This window comes from Kitasatospora sp. NPDC086801 (genome assembly GCF_044745805.1).
Lineage (GTDB): Bacteria > Actinomycetota > Actinomycetes > Streptomycetales > Streptomycetaceae > Kitasatospora.
Genome location: NZ_JBIVAX010000028.1, coordinates 53,282 through 69,168, shown reverse-complemented (window position 1 = coordinate 69,168; position 15,887 = coordinate 53,282). Strand labels below are relative to the sequence as shown.

Sequence of the window (15,887 nt, the reverse complement as noted above, 5' to 3'; positions counted from 1 at the left end):
GAGACGACGATCGGGCCGTGACCATCACCGACCCCTTCCTGTCGCTCAGCGCCCGCACCGGCCGGTTCACCTTCGGTGCGCCGCGCGCGTTCACCCTCGCCGAGGACGGTACCCGGCTGCTGCTGCTCCGCTCGACCGGTTCCGAGGATCCGGTCGACCGCCTGCACCTGCTCGACACCGCCACCGGCGAGGAACGACTCGTGGCCGACCCGGCCGTCCTCGCCCCCGGGCGCGCCGGCCGCCGCGACGACCTGCCCGCCGTCGAACGACGGCTGCGCGAACGCACCCGCCTGGTCGCCGCCGGCATCGGCACGTACGCGGCCACCGCCGACCTCGCGACCGCCGTCCTCGTCCTCGACGGCCGGCTGTTCCGGATCGACACCGCCACCGCCACCGGCACCGAACTGCCCGTCGCCGGGCCCGCGTTCGACCCCCGGCCGGACGCCGCCGGCGAACGCGTCGCCTACGTCGCCGACGACGCCCTGTACGTCACCCCCGACCTCGAACCGCTCTCCCCCGCCGACGGCGCCCGCTGGGGCGTCGCCGAGTTCGCCGCCGCCGAGGAGCTCGGCCGCTCCCGCGGCCACTGGTGGCGCCCCGACGGCGGCGCGCTGCTGGCCGCCCGGGTGGACGAATCCGCCCTCCCCCGGCGCTACTTCGCCGACCCCGCCCACCCCGGCGAGCCCGCCGAGGACTTCGCCTACCCGCAGGCCGGCGGCCCCAACGCGGACGTCCAGCTCTGGGTGCTCGGCCTCGACCGCAGCCGGGTACGGCTCCGCTGGGACGCCGCCGCGTTCCCGTACCTCTGCGCCGCCACCTGGGCCTCCGACCAGGAGCTGCTGCTCACCGTCGCCGACCGGCTCCAGCAGCACGTCCTGCTGCTGACCGCCGACCCGGCCACCGGCGAGACCCGCGAACTCTCCCGCACCACCGACGAGTTCTGGGTCGACGACCTGCCCGGCACCCCCGCCCGGCTGACCGACGGCCGACTGCTCACCGCCCACGACACCCCGCAGGCCCGCGGCCTCGCCCTGGACGGCAAGCCGCTGGACACCACCGGGCTCCAGATCCGCCGGGTGGTCGGGCACCTGGACGGCCGGCTGCTCTGCGAGACCGGCCAGGGCGACCCGGCCGACCAGTACGTCCACCTGGTCGACCCGGACGGCGGCGCACCCGAACCCGTCACCACCGGCCCCGGCGTGCACTCCGCACTCGCCGCCGGCCGCACCCTGCTGCTCACCACCGCCGACGCCGACGGCATCCGGCGCCGGCTGCTGCGCGACGGCTCGCTCGACGCCTCGCCCGACGGCCCCGCGCTGCCGCTCACCGACCTGAGCGCCACCCTGCCCTACCGGGTGCGGCCACGGCTCGCCCGAGTCACCGAACTCGGCCTGCCCACCGCCGTGGTGTACCCGCGCGACCACGTCCCCGGCCGCCGGCTGCCGGTACTGCTGGACGTCTACGGCGGGCCCGGCTTCCAGGCCGTGGCGACCGAGCCGCGCCGCTGGCAGCTCCGCCAGTGGTGGGCCGACCAGGGCTTCGCGGTCGTCACCACCGACAACCGCGGCACCCCGTTCGTCTCGCCGGAGTTCACCCGGGCGATCTTCCGCCGCTTCTCCCAGGTGGCGCTGGACGACCAGGTGAACGCCCTGCGGGCGCTCGCCGGGCAACACCCCGATCTCGACCTCGACCGGGTCGGCGTGCGCGGCTGGTCGTACGGCGGGTACTTCGCGGCGCTCGCCGTGCTGCGCCGCCCGGACGTCTTCCACGCCGCCTGCGCGGGCGCCCCGCCCACCGACTTCCGGCACTACGACACCGCGTACACCGAGCGCTACCTCGCGCTGCCGCAGGACAACCCGGAGGGCTACGCCGACGACTGCCTGGTCACCGACGCGCCGGGGCTGACCCGGCCGCTGCTGCTGATCCACGGGCTGGCCGACGACAACGTCCACCCCTCGCACACCCTGCTGCTCTCCGAGGCGCTCACCAAGGCCGGCCGGCCGCACAGCGTGCTGCCGCTGCCGGGCGTCACCCACATGACCCCGGGCGGGGTGAACGAGCAGGTCACCCAGGCCGAACTCGCCTTCCTGCGGGCCGCTCTGGGCTGAGCCGCGGAATCCGCCGGACAGGGGCGTCGCACCGGTGGTGCGGCGCCCTTCACGTTGCCGCCACCTCTTCCACGTGACCCGTGACATGTGAAATATTACCTGCGCTTCACCGAACGATTACTCCCGTCTCAGAATCCCATCCCCCGGAAAGGACCGGTCAGTTGCGCAGACTGTCCGCGGCACTCGCGGCCGCGCTCACCACGAGCGCGATAGCGGCCACCCTGCTGGGCACCCCCGCCCAGGCCGCCGCCCCCGCCCCCGCCACGATCGCCGCCGCCCCTGCGGAGCAGGGCGCCGAAGCCCCGCCCGCTCCGCTCGCCCCCCAGGAGCGCGAGCGCCAGGCGCTCCGCACCAAGGCCCTGGAACAGCTCAACAAGGGCGCCGTCGCCAAGACCGCCGACAAGCGGGCCCCCGCCAAGGTGAAGGTCGGCAACGACTACGTCCAACTGGCGCACCAGCGCACGGACAAGGTCTTCGTCATCCTCGCCCAGTTCGGCGACGAGGTCGACGACACCACCCAGTACGACGGCCAGCCCCGCTACGGCGGCACCCCCGGCCCGCGCCACAACCAGATCCCCAAGCCGGGCAAGGACGACAACCACACGCTGTGGGAGTCGGACTTCGGCCGCGACCACTACCAGAAGATGTTCTTCGACGACACGCCCGGCGCCGTGTCCATGCGCAACTACTACCGCACCCAGTCCTCCGGCCGCTACGACGTCCAGGGCACCGTCAGCGACTGGGTCACCGTCCCGTACAACGAGGCCCGCTACGGCAGCAACAAGGGCCCGCAGGGCTCCGGCGCCTGGACCCAGGGCCAGGAGTTCATCCGGGACGCCGTCAAGGCCTGGTACGACGGCGAGATCGCCAAGGGCCGCAGCGTGGCCGACATCAAGGCGCAGCTCGCCCAGTACGACGTCTACGACCGCTACGACCACACCAAGACCGGCGAGTTCAACCAGCCCGACGGCTACCTCGACAACGTCATCGTCGTGCACGCCGGTGTCGACGAGACCTGGGGCGGCGGCGCCCAGGGCGCCGACGCGCTGTGGGCGCACCGCAGTTGGACCTTCCCCGACGCGACCGGCCAGACCGGCCCGGAGGGCAACAAGATCGGCGGCGCGCCGGTCGGCGACACCGGCCTCTACGTCTACGACTACGTCCAGGCCGGCGAGAACAGCGGAGTCGGCCTGTTCGCCCACGAGTACGGCCACAACCTCGGCCTGCCCGACCTGTACAGCACCAACGGCGGCGACAACAGCGTCAACTTCTGGTCGCTGATGTCCTCCGGCTCCTACCTGGGCAAGGGGCCGAACACCACCGGCGGCTACCCCGGCGACCTCGACGCCTGGAGCAAGCTCCAGTTCGGCTGGCTCAACTACGACGAGGCGCAGGCCGCCACCCGGTCCAGCCACGCCCTCGGCGTGAGCAGCTACAACACCGACCAGGCCCAGGCGGTGCTCGTCCACCTGCCGGACAGCACCACCAGCACCGACCTCGCCGACCCGTACGAGGGCACCAGGCAGTGGTGGAGCGACACCGGCGACAACCTCGACAACTCCCTCAGCCGGGACGTCGACCTGCGCACCGCCACCGGCCCGGCCGCCCTGGACGCCGCCGCCTGGTACGACACCGAGCAGGACTACGACTTCCTCACCGTCGAGGCCTCCACCGACCAGGGCAAACACTGGACGCCCCTGGGCGGCACCGCCGACGGCGCACCGATCGGCAACACCAACGCCAACACCCCTGGCCTCAGCGGCAGTTCCGGCACCTACCGGAAGCTGCACCTCCCGCTGGACGGCTACCTCGGCCAGCAGGTCCGGCTGCGCTTCCACGTCACCTCGGACGGCAACACCCACGGCCGGGGCGTGCTCGTCGACGCCGTGAAGATCACCGCCGGCGGCACCGAACTCTTCGCCGACGGCGCCGAGAACGGCGCCAACGGCTGGACCGCCACCGGCTTCACCGTCATCACCGGCCGCACCGCCGTCAAGCAGCACCCGCGCGCCTACCTCGCCGAGAACCGCCGCTACACCGGCTACGGCGCGTTCCTGAAGACCGGCCCGTACAACTTCGGGTACACCGGCGTCGCGGGCAAGGCCAACGTCGTCGACACCTACCCGTACCAGGAGGGCGTCCTGCTCTGGCTGTGGGACACCGCGTACGGCGACAACAACACCAAGGACCACCCCGGCGGCGGGCTGATCCTGCCGATCGACGCCCACCCGGCGGCGGTCCGCTTCGCCGACGGCACCCTGGTCAACGGGCGGGCGCAGACCTACGACGCGCCGTTCTCGCTCAGGCCGACCACGGCGTTCACCCTGCACAAGGGCGGCGTCGCGGTGCGGATCCCGTCCGAGCCGGCCGTCCCGGTCTTCAACGACCACACCGGCACGTACAGCGACCCGGCCCTCCCGCAGCTCGCGGTGAAGGTGCCGGACACCAACACCAGGATCGAGGTCGTCCGGGAGTCCCAGGGCGGGCGGATCACCACCGTCCGGGTGGGCCCGGCCTCCTGAGCCGCACCTGAGCACGCGAAGGCCCCGGGCCCCCCGACGAAAAGGGACCCGGGGCCGGCTCGTGGGTCTCACCGCGCCCGGAGAACGGTTCACGCCGATCCCCGGTGAGGCCGTTCGGCGTCGATTCCAGGGGTAACTGTCCTGATCGGCAGGGGTGGTACCGCTCTGCGCAGCGGATGATCCGACCACGTCCGGTACGCTAGATCTTCAACAGGACTTGAAGTCAAGGAGCCGAGGAGCGCGCTCATGGACACCGCACCGGTCGACCTGCTGAGCGTCGGCGAGGTGGCCCGGCGGGCCGGGATCGCCACCTCGGCGGTGCGCTTCTACGAGGACCAGGGGCTGATCTCCTCCGAGCGGTCGCCGGGCAACCAGCGCCGCTACCGGCGGCACGTGCTGCGCCGGATCTCGCTGATCCTGGTCGCCAAACGGCTCGGCATCCCGCTCTCCGAGGTGGCCGAGGTGTTCACCGGGCTCCCCGAGGACCGGATGCCGGGCAAGCACGACTGGGACCGCATCTCGCGGCGCTGGGCCGAACAGCTGCGCGCCCGGCGGGCCGAGCTGGAGCGGCTGGAGGCGGAGCTGACCGGCTGCATCGGCTGCGGCTGCGTGTCGCTGCGCCGCTGCCGGGTGCTCAACCCCGGGGACGAACTGGCCGCCGAGGGGCCCGGCCCGCGCCGACTGCTGCCGGGCACGGCGGGCGGGGCCGGCGGGCCGTCCGGGCCGTGAAAACGGCCGGACCGTGAAAACAGTCTGCCCCTGAGAGCAGCCGGACCGTGAAAACGGTGGAACCCGGTCGGACGCGGCCCTCGTGAGGTTCCCCGCCGCGCCCGACCGGGCGTGTGCGGCGAGGGAGTGCGTCCCTCGCCCGTTGGGTGCCGTACCGCCCGGCGTGGGGGCAACTGGGCGGTACGGCGGCTCTATGTGGTCGGCTCAGGCCTCCGGGAAGTGGCAGGCCGCCTGCCGGCTGCCCGCCCCGGCGATCTGCAGCAGCGGGCGCTCCGTGCGGCAGACCTCCTGCGCCTTGGGGCAGCGCGGGTGGAAGCTGCACCCGGACGGCGGGTTCGCCGGGCTCGGCGGGTCGCCGAGCAGCACGATCCGCTCCCGCGCGCGCTCCGCCGCCGGGTCGGGCAGCGGGACGGCGGACAGCAGCGCCTTGGTGTACGGGTGCGCCGGGTTGCCGTACACCTCGGCCTTGTCGCCGATCTCGACGATCCGCCCGAGGTACATCACCGCCACCCGGTCGCAGACCCGCTTGACCACCGAGAGGTCGTGCGCGATGAACACGTACGCCAGGCCGAGCTCCTGCTGGAGCCGCTCCATCAGGTTGACCACCTGGGCCTGGATGGAGACGTCGAGCGCGGAGACCGGCTCGTCGGCGATGACCAGCTTCGGCGAGGTGGCGAGCGAGCGGGCGATGCCGATGCGCTGCGCCTGGCCGCCGGAGAACTCGTGCGGGTAGCGGTCGATCTGCTCGGGGATCAGCCCGACCAGTTCCATCAGCTCGCCGGCCCGCCTGCGCGCGTCGGCCGCGCTCGCCCCCTGGAGCAGCAGCGGCTCAGAGATGATCCGGGCCACCGTCTGCCGGGGGTTGAGCGAGGAGTACGGGTCCTGGAAGACCATCTGCAGGTGCCGCCGGTGCGGTCGCAGCCGGGCCTGGGAGAGCCCGCCGATCTCGGTGCCGTCGAAGGTGACGGTGCCCGAGGTCGGGTCGAGCAGCCGGACGATCATCCGCCCGGTGGTGGACTTGCCGCAGCCGGACTCGCCGACCAGGCCGAGCGTCTCGCCCTTGCCGACGTCGAAGCTGACGCCGTCGACGGCGCGGACCGGGGCGCCGGGCCGGCCGGTGCGGCTCCGTCGACCGGGGAAGGTCTTCACCAGGTCCCGTACGGACAGCAGGTTCTCGGTCATGGCCGGGCTCCTTCCGGTACCAGCGGCAGGTGGCAGGCGGCCTGGTGGCCGGGGGCGAGCGGGCCGAGCTCTGGGCGTTCGGCCAGGCAGCGGGCGTGTTCCTCGGCGGTGGCGGCGTCGGTGCGGGCGCAGCGCGGGGCGAAGGAGCAGCCGGGGGCGGGGGCGATCAGCGACGGCGGGCTGCCGGGGATGGCCCGCAGCGGGGCGTCGTCGGTGTCGTCCAGGCGTGGCAGCGAGTCCAGCAGCCCGCGGGTGTACGGGTGCCCGGGGGTGGCGAACAGCCGGTCCACCGAGGCCTGTTCGGCGGCCCGGCCGCCGTACATGACCAGCACCTCGTGGGCGACCCGGGCGACCACGCCGAGGTCGTGGGTGATCATGACGACGCCGAGGCCGCGCTCCTGCTGGATGCGGGCGATCAGGTCGAGGATCTGCGCCTGGACGGTGACGTCGAGGGCCGTGGTGGGCTCGTCGGCGATCAGCAGTTCGGGCTCGCAGGCGAGGGCCATGGCGATCATGACGCGCTGGCGCATGCCGCCGGAGAACTGGTGCGGGTACTCGTCGACCCGCCGGGTCGGCTCCGGGATGCCGACCTCCGCCAGCATCTCGACCGCCCGCTGGCGGCCCGCCTTGCGGTTGGCCTTGAAGTGCACCCGGTAGTGCTCGGCGATCTGCTCGCCGACGGTGTAGAAGGGGTGCAGGCTGGACAGCGGGTCCTGGAAGATCATCGCGATCCGGCGGCCCCGGACGGTGCCCAGCTCCCGTTCGCCGAGCCCGTTGAGCTCCATCCCGTCGAGCCGGATCGAGCCGGTGACGGCGGCGCCGCGGTGCAGGCCCATGACGGCGAGCGAGGTGACCGACTTGCCGCTGCCGGACTCGCCGACCAGACCGAGGGTCCGCCCGGCGTCGACGGCGAAGGAGATGCCGTCCACCGCCCGGACGGTGCCGCGGGGCGTGTCGAAGGAGACCTTGAGGTCCTCGACCTCCAAGAGAGTCATCAGTACCTCACTCGTGGGTCGACGAACGCGTAGAGCAGGTCGACCAGCAGGTTCGCCGCGACGATGAAGAAGGCCGCGAGCAGGGTGACGCCGAGGATCACGGGCTGGTCGGAGCGGCCCAGACCGTCGTAGAACAGCCGGCCGACGCCGGGCAGGCCGAAGATGGACTCGGTGATGACCGCACCGGCCAGCAGGCCGCCGAGGTCCATGCCGAAGATGGTGAGGATCGGCGTCACCCCGGCGCGCAGCCCGTGCTTGACCGTGACCGTCCGCGACGGCAGGCCCTTGGCCCGGGCGGTGCGGATGTACGGCTCGGCCATCGCCTCGATCATCGAGTTGCGGCTCTGCCGGGCGTACATGGCCGCGTACAGCAGGGCCAGGGCGATCCACGGCAGCAGCAGGTTGGAGGCCCACTCGAAGGGGTTCTCGGTGAACTTGTGGTACGCCGGGTAGGGCAGCAGCCCGGCCGTGCGGACGACACCCCAGATCAGCATGATCGAGGTGAAGTAGACCGGCAGCGAGGCGGTGCCGACCGAGAGCACCATCAGCGTCTTGTCGGAGGCCTTGCCCTTGCGCAGCGCCGAGGTGACGCCCGCGCCGAGGCCGAGGACCAGCCAGAGCACCGCCGCGCCGACGGCGAGCGAGATGGACACCGGCAGCCGGTCGACGAGCAGGTCCCAGACCGGCAGCCCGTACTCGTACGAGTAGCCGAGGCAGGGGAAGCCGCAGTGCACGGCGCTCGGGCCGCTGCCGTAGTCGCGACCGGCGAAGATGCCGCCCAGGTAGGCGAGGAACTGTTCCCAGATCGGCTTGTTCAGGCCCATCGCCGCCTTGACGTCGGCGAGCCGCTCCGGGCTGCAGGTCTTGCCGCAGGCCGCCGCCGCCGGGTCGTTCGGCAGCAGGTAGAAGATGGTGAAGGTGATGGCGCAGATGGCGAGCAGGATGCCCGCCACGCCGAGCAGTCGGCGGCCGAGGTAGAGGATCACGACCGGCCTCCCCGGGGGTCGAGGATGTCGCGCAGCGCGTCCCCGAGCAGGGTGAACGCGAGCACGGCGACGAACAGGAAAGCCGTCGGGATCAGGAAGTACGTCGGGTCGGTCTCGTAGTGGACGATGCTCTCCGCGATCATCTGGCCCCAGGACGAGGTCGGCGGGCGGACGCCCACACCGAGGTAGCTGAGCGCGGCCTCGGTGGCGATCATGCCGGGGATGAGCAGGGTGGTGTAGGCGATGATCGGGCCGGAGACGTTCGGCAGGATCTCCCGGGTGAGGATGCGCCAGGAGCGCGCCCCGCCGACCTTGGCGGCCTCGACGTACTCGCGGTGCTTGAGCGAGAGGGTCTGGCCGCGCACGACGCGGGCGATGCCGGGCCAGGTGAACAGGCCGATCACCAGGGTGATCAGCAGGATCCGGTTGACGTCCTTGGCCACCGACATCATCGCGATCATGAAGATCAGCGAGGGGAAGGACATGGTGAGGTCCATCAGCCGGGACAGCAGCGTGTCCGTCCGGCCGCCGAAGTAGCCAGCCGCGATGCCGGCCAGGGTGCCGGTGATGACGACCACGGCGGTCGCGGTGAACGCGATCAGCAGCGAGACCTGCCCGCCGTGCAGGACCCGGGCGAACAGGTCGCGCCCGGTGATCGGCTCGACGCCCAGCCAGTGCCGGGCGCTGATGCCGCCGAAGTCGCCCCGGGGCATGCCGCCCAGGTACGGGTCGATGGCGCGCTTGTCGAACTCCTCGGGGGACCAACCGCCGAGCGAGCTCAGCGGGCCGGCCAGGGCGGCCAGCAGCAGCAAGGCGCCGACCGTGATCAGGCCGAAGCGGGCCGATCCCTTGGCCCACAGCTGGTCCCAGACCAGCCGCCACGGGCCGCGCCCGGTGGCCTTCGCGGGGCCCGTCGCCGTGGAGTCCACGGCGACGGGCTCAGTGGTTGTACTCATCGCCGACGGCCCCTCAGCCCTTGCCCTTGGCAGGGTCCTTGAGGCCGACCACGGCCAGGTCGATCATGCCGGCGTAGCCGGAGTTCCCGAACGCGCCGGCCACGTTGGTGCCGGCCAGCAGCGGGCGGCGCTGCCACATCAACGGGACGGCCGGGGCCTTCTTCAGCAGGTCCTCGTCCAGTTGCTGCCAGGCCTTGTTGGCCTCGTTGACGTCCGTCATGGCCGCGATCTGGTCCATCCGGTCCATCGTGGCCTGGTCCTTGAACTGGCTGTAGTTACCCTGGTTGCCCTTCTCCTTGATGGTCCGTCCGTCGAAGATGAACGGGAGGAAGGTCGCGCCGGACGGGTAGTCCGGGCACCAGCCGTTGATGGTCAGCTCGGGGGCGTTCTTGGTGTCGCCGAGCGTGTCGGTGAAGGCGGACGGGTCGACGGTGTTCACGGTGACCTGAACACCGGCCTTGGCCAGCGACTGCTGGATCGTCTCGGCGCGGGTCTTGTCGCCCAGGGAGACGGTGATCGACACCTTGAGGTCGGTCTTGCCCGCGTCCTTGAGCATCGCCTTGGCCTTCTCCGGGTCGCCGGCGGCCGGGATCTTCAGCGGGTCCGCCTTGGCGCCGCCGGTCAGCGACGGCGGGAGGTAGGAGGTGGCCACGTCGGCCATCGCCGGGCCGCCGAAGGCCGTCACCTGCGCCTCGCGGTCGACCGCCCACATCATCGCCTCGCGCACCTTCGGGTCGTCGAAGGGCGCCTTGGCGGTGTTCAGGTACAGCATGTCCGTACAGCCGGTCTGCTCGGCCGCCATGCGGGCCTTGACGTCCGGCTTGGTCAGCACCTTGGAGACGGACTCGTGGGCCATCCACGGCATCTCGATCGCGTTGGCGTCGGCGCCGTCGCTGGCGATGATCCGGTCGTCGGCCTGGCCGCCCTTGATGCCCTGGGTGACCACGATCTTGTCCGGGTACGCCTTGCGGACGGTGTCGGTGGACTGGTCCCAGTTGGTGTTGCGGACCAGCGTCAGCTGCTTGCCCCGGTCGTACGTGTCGATCTTGTACGGGCCGGAGGAGAACGGCCGCGAGTCGTACTGGGTGCCCTTCTCCTGGGACTGCGGCACCGGGGAGAAGGTCGGGAGGGTGACGGTGTCCGAGAACTCGGCGACCGGGCGCTTCAGGTGGAAGACGATGGTCCTGTCGTCCGGGGTCTCGATGCTCGCCAGGTGCTCTCCAGTGAGCGGGCCCTTGTAGTTCTCGCCGCCGGCCAGGTACTGGACGGCGTAGTCGGGGCCGCCGGTGAGGTCGGGGGAGAAGGACCGCTCGACGTTGTACTTGATGTCGGCGGACTTGATCGGGGTGCCGTCCTCGTACTTGAGGCCGTCCTTCAGGGTGAAGGTCCACACCTTGCCGCCCTCGCTGGACTTGCCCAGGTCGGTGGCGAGGTCCGGGACGATCTCGCTGCCCGCCGCACCCGGCTCGGACTTGAAGGTGGTCAGGGTGCGGTAGATCAGCCGGGTGCCGAAGTCCATGTGCGGCACGGTCCAGTTGCGGGCCGGATCGAGGTGGGCGAAGTCCTGGTTCGTCAGGACGTTGAGGGTGCCACCCTTGACCGGGGTGCCGCCGATGACCGAACCGGACGCGGCGCCCGGGCCCTGGCCGTTGGAAGGCGCGGCGTCACTTCCGCTGTCGCTCTTGTCGTTCTTGCAGGCCCCGAGGCCGAGGGTGAGGGTCGCCGCGAGGGCCGCCGCGAGGGCGGCGTGGGTGCGCCTGGTCATGTGCAACTCCGCTGTGGGGGGCCTGCCGTGAAGCCCGTGTCCGCCCCGGGAGGTGATCCGGGGCCCGACCGGGAGGCGACCTTCGAGGTCTGGTCGCTCCGCGGTGTGACCCGTAACATAGTAATGTGAAATTGCACTGCACAAGAGGTGACGCCCCCCGTTACCGAGCTGTGTCCGGGCCACACCACCCCCGCCCCACCTAGGAGTTCACCGGTGCCCCTCCGACAGACCGGCCTCAACACCGGGAGCCACGACCTCCCCGTCTCCCCCGCCCTCGACGCCTTCATGGGCACCCGCTGGGCCGCCACCCCCCTCCCCGCCGACCGGCGAGTCCCCGGCCACGACCGCCTCCCCGGCCGCCACACCCGCCTCTCCGCCGCCTTCCCCGGCGAGCGGCTGATCGTCCCCGCCGGTCGGCTGAAGGTCCGCTGCAACGACCTCGACTACCGCTTCCGCCCGCACAGCGCCTACGTCTGGCTCACCGGCCTCACCGGCGAGGACCAGGCCGACCACGTCCTCGTCCTCGAACCGGCCGGCCCCCACGGCCACGAGCCGATCCTCTACCTGCGCCCCCGCTCCCCCCGCGGCAACCACGCCAACGGCACCGAGTTCTACCGCGACCGCCGCTACGGCGAGTTCTGGGTCGGCCGCCGCCCCGACCTCGCCGAAGCCGCCGCGCTCACCGGACTGCGCACCGAACACCTCGACGACCTCGACAAGCTCCTCACCGGCCCCCAGCCGCCCACCCGCGTCCTGGCCGGCACCGACCCGCTCGTCGACGAGAGCACCGGACGCCCCGGCACCCACGCCACCCGGGACGGCGAACTCGCCGCCGTCCTCTCCGAGTTGCGCCTGGTCAAGGACACCTGGGAGATCGGCCAGCTGCAACTCGCCGTCGACCACACCGTCACCGGCTTCCAGGACGTCGTCCGCGCCCTGCCCACCGCCCTGCGCCACCCCCGCGGCGAACGCTGGATCGAGGGCGTCTTCGACCTGCGCGCCCGCGCCGAAGGCAACGGCACCAGCTACACCACCATCGCCGCCTCCGGCGCCCACGCCTGCGTCCTGCACTGGATCCGCAACGACGGCGCCCTCGACCCGAACTCCCTGCTCCTGCTGGACGCTGGCGTCGAAACCGACACCCTCTACGCCGCCGACATCACCCGCACCCTCCCGCTCAGCGGCACCTTCACCCCCGTCCAGCGGCAGGCCTACGACCTCGTCCTCGCCGCCCAGAGCGCCGGCATCGCCGCGCTGCGCCCCGGCGCCCGCTTCCGCGACTTCCACCACGCCGCCATGCGGGTCATCGCCGAAGGCCTCGCCGACTGGGGCGTCCTACGCATCCCCGCCGAACAGTCCCTCGCCGAGGACAACGGCCTCCACCGCCGCTACACCCTCTGCGGCAGCGGCCACATGCTCGGCCTCGACTACCACGACTGCGCCAGGGCCCGCGCCGACCGCTACCTCGACGGCACCCTGGAAGCCGGCATGGTCCTCACCGTCGAACCCGGCCTCTACCTCCAGCCGGACGACGAAACCCTCCCCCTCGAACTCCGCGGCCTCGGCATCCGCATCGAGGACGACCTCGTCATCACCCCCGACGGCGCCCACCTCATGTCCCACGCCCTCCCCCGCACCGCCCCCGCCATCGAATCCTGGATGGCCGACCTCCTCGGCTGAGCCCGGGGAGCGGCCGCTCACACCGCCCGTGCCGCCGCCCACAGCTCCGCGATCAGGTCCGCCGCCGGGCCCGTGCGGGCCAGGTGGTGGGCGGTGCCGGCCCAGAGGTGCATGGACTGGAGGTCGGCGCGGCGGGTCGCGGCGGCGCGCAGCGGCTGGGTGAGGTGGTGCACCTCGGGGTAGGCGGGCGGGGCGTACGGGCCGTGGCGGTCGATGAAGGCGTTGCGCAGGCCGCGGGCCGGGCGGCCGGTGAAGGCCCGGGTGACGGCCGTCTCCGGGAGTTCGGTGAGCGCCGCCCGGTGCGCGGCCGAGGCGCCGGACTCGTCGGCGCGCAGCAGGGCCGTCCCCAGCTGCACCGCCGCCGCGCCGGCTCGCAGCGCCGCCGCCACCGCCGGGCCGTCGCCCAGCCCGCCGGCCGCGATCAGCGGCAGCGCCGTCACCGCCCGGACGGCGGGCAGCAGGTCCAGCAGCGGGACGTCACCGGGCTCGTCCCCGATCCGGTGGGTGGCGCGGTGCCCGCCGGCCTCCGGGCCCTGCACGCACAGCGCGTCCATCCCGACCGCCTCCGCCGCCCGCGCCTCCGCGGGCGTGGTGACGGTGCCGACCTGGAACGACCCGGCCGCGCGGACCGCCGCCGCCTCCTCCGGTGTCGGCAGGCCGAAGGTGTACGAGACCACCGGGGCCGGCTCCGCCAGCAGCACGGCGAGCTTGGCCTCCCAGTCGTCCCGGTCCGGCCCGATCTCCTCGGGCAGCGCCACGTCCCACCGCTCGGCCTCGGGCCGCAGCCGCTCCCGGTAGACGGCGACGGCCGCCGGATCGCCGGGCGGGGCCGGGACGAACAGGTTCACGCCGAACGGCCTGCCGGTCAACTCCCGGACCATCGCGACCTGTTCGGCCATCGCGGCGGCGCTCCGGTACCCGGCGGCGAGGAACCCCAGCCCACCGGCCCGGTTCACCGCGGCCACCAGCTCCGGGGTGGACGCCCCGCCCGCCATCGGCGCGCCGATCACCGGCACGGAAAGTTCGTCGAGACGCACGGCCATCGGGTTCCTCCACTCCGGAAAACGGTTCGGACCCAGCCCACCCTACGCTCAGCGGATCAGCCCCCGCCCGCGCGCCGCCCGCACCGCCGCCGTCCGCGAGTCCACCGCCAACTTGGTGTAGATGTGCACCAGATGGGACTTCACCGTGGCCTGGCTCAGGTGCAGCCGCTGGCTGATCTGCTGGTTGGTCAGCCCGTCCGCGACCAGCCCCAGCACCTCGGTCTCCCGTGCGCTGAGCGCCGCCGCGGGCGTCCGCATCCGTTCCAGCAGCCGGTCGGCGACGCTCGGTGCCAGCGCCGAGCGTCCAGCGGCGGCCGCCCGGACGGCCTGGGCCAGTTCCTCCGGCGGAGCGTCCTTGAGCAGGTAGCCGGTGGCGCCGGCCTCCAGCGCGGGCAGGGTGTCGGCGTCGGTGTCGTAGGTGGTGACGACGAGGACCCGGGGCGCGCCCGCCCGGGCGGTGATCGCGGCGGTCGCCTGGGCGCCGTTCATGGCCGAGCCGGGCCCGAACTGGAGGTCCATCAGCACCACGTCGATCCCGCCCGCCGCGGCCAGTTCGACGGCCCGCTCGGCGGTCGCGGCCTCGGCGACGATGGCGAAGTCCGGTTCGCCCTCCAGGACGGCCCGCAATCCGGCCCGCACCACCGGGTGGTCGTCCGCCAGCAGCAGCCGGATCACGTCCCCGCTCATGCCCCGCCCTCCGTCACCGTCACCGGCAGCTGCACCGCGAGCGTCGTGCCCCGGCCGGGCGCCGACTCCACCGTGAAGGTGCCGCCGAGCGCCCGTGCCCGCGCCCGCATCGACGGCAGTCCGAACCCGCCGTCCCCTCCGGTGCGCCCCGCGACCACCGCCGGGTCGAACCCGGCCCCGTCGTCGAACACGTCCAGCGCCACCTCGCCCTCCATGTAGCTGAGCGTCACCTCGGCGTGCGAGGCGTGCGCGTGCCGGACGGTGTTGCCGAGCGCGGACTGCGCGATCCGCAGCAGCGCGACCTCCTGCGGCACCGGCAGCCGGACCGGGTCCCCGGAGACGTGCAGTTTCACCGGCAGGCCGCTGTGCGCCGCCGTGGTGGCGCACAGCCGTTCCAGCGCGACCGGCAGCGGGTCGCCGTCCAGCGCGGGCGGGGTGAGCGCGCGGACGAACCGCCGGGCCTCGTCCAGGTTGTCCTGGGCGGCCCGCCGGGCCTGCTCGACGTACCCGGAGGCGGCCTCGGTGCGTTCCGGCAGGGCCCGCTGGGCGGCCCGCAGCAGCAGCTGGATGGAGCTGAGGCTCTGCGCGAGGGTGTCGTGGATCTCCCGGGCCAGGCGCTCGCGTTCGGCGAGCACCCCGGCGGTGTGGTTGGCGGCCGCGGCGTCGGCGCGGGCGGCGGTGAGTTCGTCGATCAGCCGGCGGCGCTCCTCGCTCTCCCGGTACAGCGCCTGGTAGCCGAGCACGGTGGCGGTGGCGACGGCCGCGCCGAGCGCGGGCCCGATCGCGGCGGGCAGGCTGAAGGTGTGCTGGTGCCAGGACCAGGCGGCGATGGCGGTGGCGGCGGTCAGCCCAACGGCGGTGAGGCCGCCGCGCCGCCCGAGCAGGTGCAGCTCCAGGAAGTACAGCGGGAACGCCAGCCACACCCCGTCCTGGGTGGCGATCAGCACGCCCACCCAGGTGACGCCGAGCAGCGCCAGCCAGAGTGCGGCGGCCCGGCGCGAGCGGTGGACGGCGGGCAGCCGGGGGCCCACGGCGTAGACGGCGGCCATCGCGGTGGCCGCCGCGGCGACGGGCACCGGGTCGCCGTCCCGGCCGGCGGCGGCGCGGGCGACGGCGAGTGCGAGCAGGCCCGCCACGAGCAGGTGCAGGCAGACCTGAAGGACGCGGGCGACGGGGGTGGTGCGGGATCGTTCGGTCGCCATCCGTCCAGCCTAGGTTCCGGACCGGGCCCCGG

At 73.1% G+C, this 15,887-nt stretch carries 12 protein-coding genes; 4 read left to right on the top strand and 8 right to left on the bottom strand.

The genetic code is table 11. The features are described from left to right. Nucleotides 1-17 precede the first annotated feature (17 nt). From ACIPLC_RS25805 to soxR, 3 genes are all read left to right on the top strand, one after another. Complete coding sequence (locus ACIPLC_RS25805; RefSeq protein WP_400475395.1) at nucleotides 18-2,108, top strand: prolyl oligopeptidase family serine peptidase; 2,091 nt, start codon at nucleotides 18-20, stop codon at nucleotides 2,106-2,108. A 161-nt stretch (nucleotides 2,109-2,269) separates the two neighbouring features. After that, nucleotides 2,270-4,630 carry an immune inhibitor A domain-containing protein gene (locus tag ACIPLC_RS25800; RefSeq protein WP_400475394.1) on the top strand — a complete coding sequence of 787 codons (2,361 nt, stop codon included), beginning with the start codon at nucleotides 2,270-2,272 and terminating at the stop codon, nucleotides 4,628-4,630. Nucleotides 4,631-4,876: 246 nt separating this feature from the next. Beyond that, complete coding sequence (soxR, locus tag ACIPLC_RS25795) at nucleotides 4,877-5,359, top strand: redox-sensitive transcriptional activator SoxR (RefSeq protein ID WP_400475393.1); 483 nt, start codon at nucleotides 4,877-4,879, stop codon at nucleotides 5,357-5,359. A gap of 204 nt (nucleotides 5,360-5,563) precedes the next feature. Here the strand turns inward: soxR and ACIPLC_RS25790 are convergent, their stop codons facing one another. The 5 genes from ACIPLC_RS25790 to ACIPLC_RS25770 are packed head-to-tail and all read right to left on the bottom strand — an operon-like array spanning nucleotide 5,564 to nucleotide 11,243. Continuing rightward, on the bottom strand, nucleotides 5,564-6,541 hold the full coding sequence (locus ACIPLC_RS25790) for an ABC transporter ATP-binding protein (RefSeq protein ID WP_400475392.1): 978 nt from the start codon (nucleotides 6,539-6,541) through the stop codon (nucleotides 5,564-5,566). Further along, nucleotides 6,538-7,536: an ABC transporter ATP-binding protein gene (locus ACIPLC_RS25785; protein ID WP_400475391.1), complete on the bottom strand. Its 999-nt coding sequence runs from the start codon at nucleotides 7,534-7,536 to the stop codon at nucleotides 6,538-6,540. Before ACIPLC_RS25785 ends, ACIPLC_RS25790 begins: the two co-directional genes overlap by 4 nt. After that, on the bottom strand, nucleotides 7,536-8,522 hold the full coding sequence (locus ACIPLC_RS25780) for an ABC transporter permease (protein ID WP_363583851.1): 987 nt from the start codon (nucleotides 8,520-8,522) through the stop codon (nucleotides 7,536-7,538). The genes ACIPLC_RS25785 and ACIPLC_RS25780 overlap by 1 nt, the downstream gene beginning before the upstream one ends. After that, nucleotides 8,519-9,478 (bottom strand): ABC transporter permease, encoded by a 960-nt coding sequence (locus ACIPLC_RS25775; protein ID WP_363627453.1) that lies wholly within the window; start codon nucleotides 9,476-9,478, stop codon nucleotides 8,519-8,521. Before ACIPLC_RS25775 ends, ACIPLC_RS25780 begins: the two co-directional genes overlap by 4 nt. A 13-nt stretch (nucleotides 9,479-9,491) precedes the next feature. Then, entirely contained in the window at nucleotides 9,492-11,243 is a 1,752-nt protein-coding gene (locus ACIPLC_RS25770) for an ABC transporter substrate-binding protein (protein ID WP_400475390.1), read from the bottom strand. A gap of 213 nt (nucleotides 11,244-11,456) precedes the next feature. Here ACIPLC_RS25770 and ACIPLC_RS25765 point away from each other — a divergent pair, with 213 nt between their 5' ends. After that, nucleotides 11,457-12,923 carry an aminopeptidase P family protein gene (locus tag ACIPLC_RS25765; RefSeq protein WP_400475389.1) on the top strand — a complete coding sequence of 489 codons (1,467 nt, stop codon included), beginning with the start codon at nucleotides 11,457-11,459 and terminating at the stop codon, nucleotides 12,921-12,923. 17 nt (nucleotides 12,924-12,940) lie between these two features. Here the strand turns inward: ACIPLC_RS25765 and ACIPLC_RS25760 are convergent, their stop codons facing one another. Genes ACIPLC_RS25760 through ACIPLC_RS25750 form a run of 3 tightly spaced genes read right to left on the bottom strand, consistent with a single transcriptional unit; the run spans nucleotide 12,941 to nucleotide 15,855 of the window. Then, on the bottom strand, nucleotides 12,941-13,966 hold the full coding sequence (locus ACIPLC_RS25760) for a nitronate monooxygenase (protein WP_400475388.1): 1,026 nt from the start codon (nucleotides 13,964-13,966) through the stop codon (nucleotides 12,941-12,943). Between the two features lie 48 nt (nucleotides 13,967-14,014). Beyond that, on the bottom strand, nucleotides 14,015-14,653 hold the full coding sequence (locus ACIPLC_RS25755) for a response regulator (RefSeq protein WP_400475387.1): 639 nt from the start codon (nucleotides 14,651-14,653) through the stop codon (nucleotides 14,015-14,017). Then, on the bottom strand, nucleotides 14,650-15,855 hold the full coding sequence (locus ACIPLC_RS25750; RefSeq protein WP_400475386.1) for a sensor histidine kinase: 1,206 nt from the start codon (nucleotides 15,853-15,855) through the stop codon (nucleotides 14,650-14,652). Before ACIPLC_RS25750 ends, ACIPLC_RS25755 begins: the two co-directional genes overlap by 4 nt. Nucleotides 15,856-15,887 lie beyond the last annotated feature (32 nt).